Source organism: Cupriavidus sp. 05N40 (genome assembly GCF_056397305.1).
The window spans coordinates 1-7,045 of the sequence record NZ_JBFTND010000288.1 but is presented as its reverse complement, the minus strand read 5'-3'; the positions used below and the strand labels follow the sequence as shown (position 1 = coordinate 7,045).

At 64.3% G+C, this 7,045-nt stretch carries 4 protein-coding genes, 2 tRNA genes and 4 pseudogenes; 3 read left to right on the top strand and 7 right to left on the bottom strand.

Annotated features, from left to right (window positions below; all coding sequences use genetic code 11):
* Positions 1-230: 230 nt before the first annotated feature.
* Both AC1DO7_RS37890 and AC1DO7_RS37885 read right to left on the bottom strand, forming a co-directional pair.
* Positions 231-1,652, bottom strand: coding sequence for an aspartate ammonia-lyase (locus AC1DO7_RS37890; RefSeq protein ID WP_441622507.1), 1,422 nt, complete (start codon positions 1,650-1,652; stop codon positions 231-233).
* 29 nt (positions 1,653-1,681) lie between these two features.
* Positions 1,682-2,866: a M20 aminoacylase family protein gene (locus tag AC1DO7_RS37885; protein ID WP_441622505.1), complete on the bottom strand. Its 1,185-nt coding sequence runs from the start codon at positions 2,864-2,866 to the stop codon at positions 1,682-1,684.
* Between the two features lie 274 nt (positions 2,867-3,140).
* Between AC1DO7_RS37885 and AC1DO7_RS37880 the strand changes: the two are divergent.
* Positions 3,141-3,561, top strand: a pseudogene (locus AC1DO7_RS37880) (TonB-dependent receptor plug domain-containing protein); the annotation flags it as partial.
* 101 nt (positions 3,562-3,662) lie between these two features.
* Positions 3,663-3,944, top strand: a pseudogene (locus tag AC1DO7_RS37875) (isocitrate/isopropylmalate family dehydrogenase); the annotation flags it as partial.
* An 876-nt stretch (positions 3,945-4,820) separates the two neighbouring features.
* On the opposite strand, the pseudogene AC1DO7_RS37870 reads toward AC1DO7_RS37875, so the two are convergent.
* A pseudogene (locus AC1DO7_RS37870) lies at positions 4,821-5,030 on the bottom strand (ISKra4-like element ISBte1 family transposase); the annotation flags it as partial.
* Positions 5,031-5,044: 14 nt separating this feature from the next.
* Between AC1DO7_RS37870 and AC1DO7_RS37865 the strand changes: the two are divergent.
* Entirely contained in the window at positions 5,045-5,239 is a 195-nt protein-coding gene (locus AC1DO7_RS37865; protein ID WP_441622514.1) for a tyrosine-type recombinase/integrase, read from the top strand.
* A 105-nt stretch (positions 5,240-5,344) separates the two neighbouring features.
* On the opposite strand, the gene AC1DO7_RS37860 is transcribed toward AC1DO7_RS37865, so the two are convergent.
* From AC1DO7_RS37860 to AC1DO7_RS37845, 4 genes and pseudogenes are all read right to left on the bottom strand, one after another.
* Positions 5,345-5,420, bottom strand: a tRNA-Gly gene (locus tag AC1DO7_RS37860).
* A 5-nt stretch (positions 5,421-5,425) separates the two neighbouring features.
* Positions 5,426-5,501: transfer RNA gene (locus AC1DO7_RS37855), tRNA-Asn, on the bottom strand.
* A gap of 134 nt (positions 5,502-5,635) precedes the next feature.
* Complete coding sequence (locus AC1DO7_RS37850; RefSeq protein ID WP_441622503.1) at positions 5,636-6,565, bottom strand: carbohydrate kinase family protein; 930 nt, start codon at positions 6,563-6,565, stop codon at positions 5,636-5,638.
* Positions 6,566-6,597: 32 nt separating this feature from the next.
* Positions 6,598-7,045 (bottom strand): annotated as a pseudogene (locus AC1DO7_RS37845) (glucose-6-phosphate isomerase); the annotation flags it as partial.

Here is a 7,045-nt window from a genome sequence, read left to right as displayed (position 1 = left end):
GCGCTTTGCGCGTGCGCAGGTGCTGCTGGAAACGCATTGATGCTCCTCTCTCCTGCTTGCGGGAGAAAGGCCGGGGGTGAGGGCAGGCGCATGGCAAGCATCTCGGCGTACCACTTCGAGGATACGCCCGCCCTCACCCCTGCCCCTCTCCCATTGGGACCCATTGGGAGAGGGGTGCAAACACTCGCAGTTGCAGCTTTGTCAGCCGTCTCTACTCCGCCTCTTTGCTATCAGGCCTTGGCTACCGCCCGAGGCGCCACCATGTTCTCCGGGCGGAGGATCTCGGCCAGAAGCTCATTGCTAATGAGCTTCTCTGATTGCACGAGCTCCACGACGGTGCGACCTGTTTCCTGAGCTAGCCTTGCGATCCGCGTGGCATTCTCATATCCAATGTATGGATTGAGTGCTGTCACAATGCCAATTGACCGCTGGACCAGCGCGGAACACTGATCCGGATTCGCGGTAATGCCCTCGATGCATTCGCGGTCCAGCATACGCACCGCCCGATCGAGTAGCCGGATGGAGTCAAAGAGCTTATATGCAATGAGGGGCTCCATGGCATTGAGCTGCAACTGACCAGCCTCGGCCGCCAGGGTAAGCGCGGCATCATTGCCTGCAATTTCATACGCCACCTGGTTCATCGCCTCCGGAATGACCGGATTGACTTTGCCGGGCATGATCGAGCTGCCAGGCTGGCGCGGCGGAAGGTTGATTTCCGCAAGGCCAGCCCGGGGACCGCTCGACAGCAAACGCAAGTCATTGCTGATTTTCGAGAGCCGCAGGGCGGTCCTCTTGATCAGACCTGAAAGCAATACGAAATCGCCCATATCCGATGTCGCCGCAATGAGGTTGGATGCGGAACAAATCTGGAACCCGGAGAGCTCCGACAATTCCTCGATGGCGATCGCCTGGTAGCTCGGGTCGGCGTTGATGCCAGTGCCGATCGCCGTACCACCTAGATTAACGGCGCATAGCGCTGCCGGGATGAGCGCGCGAAGCTGCTCGAGGTCCGCGGATACGGTGTCAGCCATGGCACGGAACTCCTGTCCAAGCGTCATCGGAACCGCATCCTGGAGTTGGGTGCGGCCCATCTTCAGGATGGCGTCGAACTGCTCCGCCTTGCTCGCCAGGGTCGCAGCGAGGTGGCTGAGGCTCTCCAATAGCGGGAGATGGGCAAGCAGCAGGCCCACACGGATGGCGCTTGGATACGCATCATTAGTCGATTGCGACATATTGATGTCGTTATTGGGATGGAGGTGCCTGTAATCGCCCTTTTCTTGTCCCAGGTGTTCCAGTGCACGGTTGGCAAGCACTTCATTGACATTCATGTTAGACGAGGTTCCCGCGCCGCCCTGGATCATGTCAACAACAAACTCGTCATGTAACGCACCGTCAATGACTTCCGCGCATGCCTTTGCAATGGCGGCATGCTTGGCCGCATCCAGCAGGCCGATCCGGTAATTGGCATTGGCGGCCGCATGTTTGACAAGGGCCAGCGCTTTGACCAATTCCGCGTACTCGCCAATGCGGCGGCCGGAGAGATGAAAATTCTCCTTTGCTCGCAGCGTTTGCACGCCGTAGTACAAGGTGTTATCGAGGCTTCGGACGCCCAGGAAGTCTTTCTCCTGGCGAGTGGATTGAAGTGTGGTCATGGTGTGGCTGAAGTGCTGAGCGGTTGAAATTACGGCGCGGTCGCCAGCGCACGCAGGGCGACTTCGCAGAACCAGCGCATGCCCAACGGCAGCGCATCGTCGTTGAAGTCGTAGCAAGGGTGGTGCAGCGGACGCTCGCCGTCTGGCCCCGGTTCGGCACGGCCCTGGCCGAGCCAGAGATAGGCGCCGGGCTTTTGCTGCAGCATGAAGGCAAAGTCTTCCGAGGTGAAGGCGGCACGCGGAGCGATCTGTGCCTGCAAGCCGATGGCTCGTGCCGCGTCCAGGGCCAGCGCGGCCTCGGCCGGCGTATTCACGGTGGCCGGGTAGTAACGCACGTAGTTGACCTCAACCTGCGTGCCGCTCGCCCGCGCCACGCCATCGGCCATGGCACGCAGCGCGGTCTCGATGCGGTCCTGCGACGCGGCATCGAAGCTGCGCACCGTGCCGGTGATCTGCACTTCGGCCGGCAGCACGTTGTGGCTGTGCCCGCCCTCGATGCGCGTGACCGACAGCACGGCCGATTCGCCGGGGTCGATGCGGCGCGCCACGATGGTGTGCAATTGCGACACGAGCTGGCTGGCGGCAAGGATGGCGTCGGGGGTGTGGTGCGGTTGCGCGGCATGACCGCCGCGCCCGCGCAGCACGATGTCGAACCGGTCGGCGGCCGCCATGATGGCGCCGGGGCGCGTCTGGGCGTGACCCAGCGGCAGGTCGGGCCAGTTGTGCAGCGCATAGACGCTGTCGCAGGGAAAGCGCTCGAACAGGCCGTCTTCGATCATCCGGCGCGCGCCGCCCTGGCCTTCTTCGGCCGGCTGGAAGATGAAGTGCACCGTACCGTCGACGCCGGTGCGCGCAAGCTGCCGAGCGGCGCCGACGAGCATGCTGGTATGGCCATCGTGTCCGCAGCCGTGGTGCTTGCCAGGCGTGCGGCTGGCATGAGGCGCGCGGCCAAGCTCCACCATGGGCAGCGCGTCCATATCTGCGCGCAGGCCCACGGTCCGCTCGCCCTGGCCGCCGCGCAGCGTGCCCACCACGCCGGTGCCGCCAATGCCCTCGTGCACCGTAAGGCCCAGCAAACGCAACGACTGCGCCACGATACCTGCCGTGCGATGCTCCTCGTAGGCCAGCTCAGGATTGGCATGCAGGTCGCGGCGCAGCGCGACCAGGTCCGGCAGCAGGTCGGCCACCGGTTCGGCGATCATGCCCCAGGTCACAGGCCTACCTCCGAAGCGTCAACGAGCTGCGCCACCGTGTGAAAGTGGTAGTCCAGAGTAGGGACCTTGAAATCCCGAAGGGCCATGAGAACGCTCCTGAAAGGTTGGATGCCAAGAAGACACAGCACAGCCGGGCAGTCATGCTGCGTGGCACAAGCTTAAGAGCAGTCGCACCGACGATGGTGCCGATCGCAGCGCGCCGCACCGCAGTGAATTGCGTTTTGCCGCAGCGTACGAGCAGATTGTTGGGCCGCCTCAAATGGATCCAGCGGTCGAGTCAGTGCGCGTGCTCACCTCGGAACTGATTGACGATCTGGGCGCGACGGCTTGCCGACACCGTCGACTATGTGAGCGGCATTGCCCGCCTCAATGACTTTGGCGGAACCTGGGACACCTACGCCATCCGCGGCTTCAGCAGCACGGATATGGGATACCTGATGAACGGTTTTCCCGGATCACGCGGATACAATCCGATGCGCGACGCCTCAACGGTTGAGCGCTTCGAATTCCTGAAGGGTCCCGCTGCGGCGCTGTACGGCAGCAGCGAACCTGGCGGCACCATCAATATCGTCACGAAGAAACCGAGGTTCACCCGCGCCACGACGGCGGAACTCAGTGCCGGGACGCTTGGCTTCGCACGCGCCACGGTCGACACCACCGGCCCGATCAACGACAAGGTGGCATATCGCCTGAACGACGCATGAAAACCAGCGTAATGTTGGCGCCCATCTTCAGGATGAGGTTTCGCTTGGAGAGCGATGGAAGCTGCTGGCGGGCGTCCGGTTCGACAACTACCGAGCCGGTGCATGGCTCTGCGCCCGACATCGATGGGAAGAATCTGGCGAACCCCATCGGGATAATCTGGTCAGGCACCATGATGCTCGATTTCCTCGACACGGATGGCGATGCAGGGCGGAAGGCGCACGATGCCATACTCGTAGAGCCGGCCATGCCGCAACAACCGCTATCGAGCAGCGTCCAGTTGGCGCCCATGCGCTTGAGCAATGTCTGCTCGCCCTGCGTGCCGAACAGCGATTTCTGGTGGCAGTGCGCGTGGATCAGGACGTCGATCTCGTAGCGCGGCGGCTGGTAACCCTGGTCGGCCAGGAAGTCCGCCAGCATCCAGGTCCGCGACGCCAGCCGCCTAGCGCGGGGATCGTCCGGGAAGTGCCGCAGGAGTTCGTCCTTGAATACTGACATGCAGCCGGGTTCAAGCCCCACGATGGCGGCCTCGCTTTCGTCTGAATCGAAGTAGGGCGCGAGGGAATCCAGGATATCGGCAAGCTTGGCTTTGGCCATATCCAGCAGGCCAAAGTCATAAAGCGGACGGCCGCAGCACAGCTTGCGTTCCGGCAACACGGCGTGGAAGCCCGCGTGCTGCAAGACCTTGGTCGCGGCCATGGCGATTTCCGGATGGAAGTTCTCGCAGAATGTGTCGACCCACAGGATCACGGGCTTCTGCGCGGGGGCATCGGCCACCGCGACGTGAGCCGCAGTCCTGCCCCGGTACGCTGCAAGTTGCGCCCGGAAGGGCGTGGTGGCGAACTGGGGCAGTTCACGGCTATCGGCCACGCCTGCAATGCGCTTGGCGATGGCGCGCAGCACCGGTGTCTGGGTAAGAAAGTTGGCCAGGCGTGGCACGCGCGCGGCAAAGGGCGCCCACTCCCCGATACGGCCCATAAACCAGGCCTGGCGCGGGCGGCGCTTGTCTTCGTAGTAGTGCGAAAGTAACTCAGCCTTGTAGGCGGCCATGTCCACATGGGTGGGGCAATCGCTGCGGCAGCCCTTGCATGAGAGGCAGGTATCGAGCGCCTCCTTGACCGGCTCGCTGCGCCTGAGAACCGGCCGGTCGACATGACCGCAAAAATGTCCGTTTCAACTTGGAAGCTGCCGTTGGGGCTGCGCGGGGCCGAACGGCAGAAGAGGGTTGCGGATTCAACCGGTCAACGCAACAGAGATCCCAGCCCAGGCTTTCCAGTCGGCGCAATGCCGGATGCGGGCAGCCGTGCCACAGGTGCCACTTGGCGCCATGCAGCGCCTTGATCAAGGCTGCGTTGCTAGGACCGTCGTCGCAGCGTGCCGGCCTGCCCTTGATCATCTGTTCGAGGTTCTGTACCCGCATGGCGATGTGGAACCAATCGAGAGCGTACTCACCGCGATCACCAGGCTGAGCCTGTTATTTCAGCTGCTAATACACATGGGATAGGTGCATCCTGCCATCGCGTCCGCCACACGACCGGAGCGAAATTGATGCGAGTGACGAAGAACCCGAAGCTTGTTCAGCTTCCGCTTGGACATACGAGTCTCAATACGACGATGAAGTATGTCCACCCCGATATCGACGAGATGCGGGATTTGGTTTCGTATCTTTAGCGGATGGAATGTTGGCAGCTACGGGAGGTTCGGGCACCCTCTCGATTGGGAGGCGACCTGATGCGGGCGCTCTCACGATACCCTGGCGGGTAAATCTTGCCATTTTGGAGCGGGAAACGAGGCTCGGACTCGCGACCTCGATCTTGGCAAGGTTGCGCTCTACCAACTGAGCGACTCCCGCTTGTTTGGCTCCCCGACCTGGGCTCGAACCAGGGACCTACGGATTAACAGTCCGGCGCTCTACCAACTGAGCTATCGGGGAACAAACACCGCAATTGTGAATCGTGCGGAGGCCGGATTGTACACCAGTATTGGAAAATGTTGGCCAACAAATCTTTGCCCCCGACGTCGTCCCTTCCGGGGCACCGCGGGACGAACGCGTAGCGCATGCCGTTCTCAGGCGGACAACGCAGGCTCGCCCAGTAGCGCCCGCACCTCGTCCTGCGTGGGCGCGTAGGCCCCGGCCCGGGTCGCCGCGATGGCCGCGGTGGCCGCCGCCCAGCAAGCCTGGCGCTGTGGCGTGGCCTCGGGATCGAGCAGCAGCCCCGCCATCCATCCGCCCATGGCTGCGTCGCCACAGCCCACGGTATCCACCACCGCTACCGCGAAGGCCGGCTGCTCGCAGGCACCGTCGGCGTGCAGCAGCGTCATGCCCTGGGCGCCGCGGGTCAGCAGCACGCTGGCTTGCGGCGCCAGCGCGCGCAGCGCGGCCAGCGCGGCGGCTTCGTCCAGCGCGGGATAGAGTCCGCGCAGATCCTCGTCCGACACCTTGATGTGGTCGGCCAGACCCGCCAGGTGGGCGAACACGGCCTGATAGCCGGGCTCGCGCATCGGCGCGCGGAAATTGGGATCGAAGGCGATGCGCTTGCCCGCCGCCGCGGCCAGCGTCGCCTCTTCGCACAGGCGGGCGGCCAGCGGCTGGCGCGCCAGGCTCAGCGAGCCGAAGTGCACGGTGCGCGCGGCCTGTCGCCAGCCCGGCGGCAACCTGGCGGGATCGAAGTAAAGGTCGGCGCTGTCGTCGCCGACGAAGAAATACTGGGGCGGATGCTGGGCGCCCACAAAGGCCAGCAGCGGCGAGCGCGCCACGCGCTGCAGATAGCGCGCATCGAGCCCGGCTTCGGCGCTGGCCCGGGCCAGCTGGTCGCCCAGCGTATCGACGCTGACCGCGCCCGCGAAGGCGGTCGGCACACCCAGCCGCGCGCCCACGCGCGCCACGTTCCAGCACGAGCCGCCCGGCAGGCCGAGCCAGTCCTGGCCACCCTGGTGGACCATGTCGGTGAGGGCTTCGCCGAACACCACATAGGTGGGCGATGGAGTTGTCGTCATATTGCTCTCGCTGTGTCGTGTGAGGCGGTGCCTCAGCCCTGCCAGTCGGACGAAGCGGCCAGCGCGCGGCGGATCAGGCCGGCGGTGGAGGCGTCGTGCGCCCGGGCCGGGCCGCCTTCGAGTTCGCTGGCGATGGGCGCGGCCAGTTGCTTGCCCAGCTCCACGCCCCATTGGTCGAAGGAGTTGATGTTCCACAGCACGCCCTGGACGAAGGTGCGATGCTCCGACAACGCGATCAGCGCGCCGAGATGCCAGGGGTCCAGCCGTTGCAGCAGCAGCGTGTTGCTGGGACGGTTGCCCTCGAACACCAGGTGCGGCACCAGCGCCTCGTCCTGCACGCCCAGCGCCCGCACCTCGTCGGCGGTGCGCCCGCGCAGCAGCGCCTCGCCCTGGGCGAAGCAGTTGGCCAGCAGCTTGCTGTGATGGCCGGGAACGGGAAACACCGGCTCCAGCGTGGCGATGAAGTCCACCGGCATCCAG

Bases quoted from the DNA above. Each gene is read 5' to 3' on its own strand.
- AC1DO7_RS37890 (WP_441622507.1), bottom strand. From the start codon at position 1,652: ATGACCACACTTCAATCCACTCGCCAGGAGAAAGACTTCCTGGGCGTC.
- AC1DO7_RS37850 (WP_441622503.1), bottom strand. From the start codon at position 6,565: ATGACGACAACTCCATCGCCCACCTATGTGGTGTTCGGCGAAGCCCTC.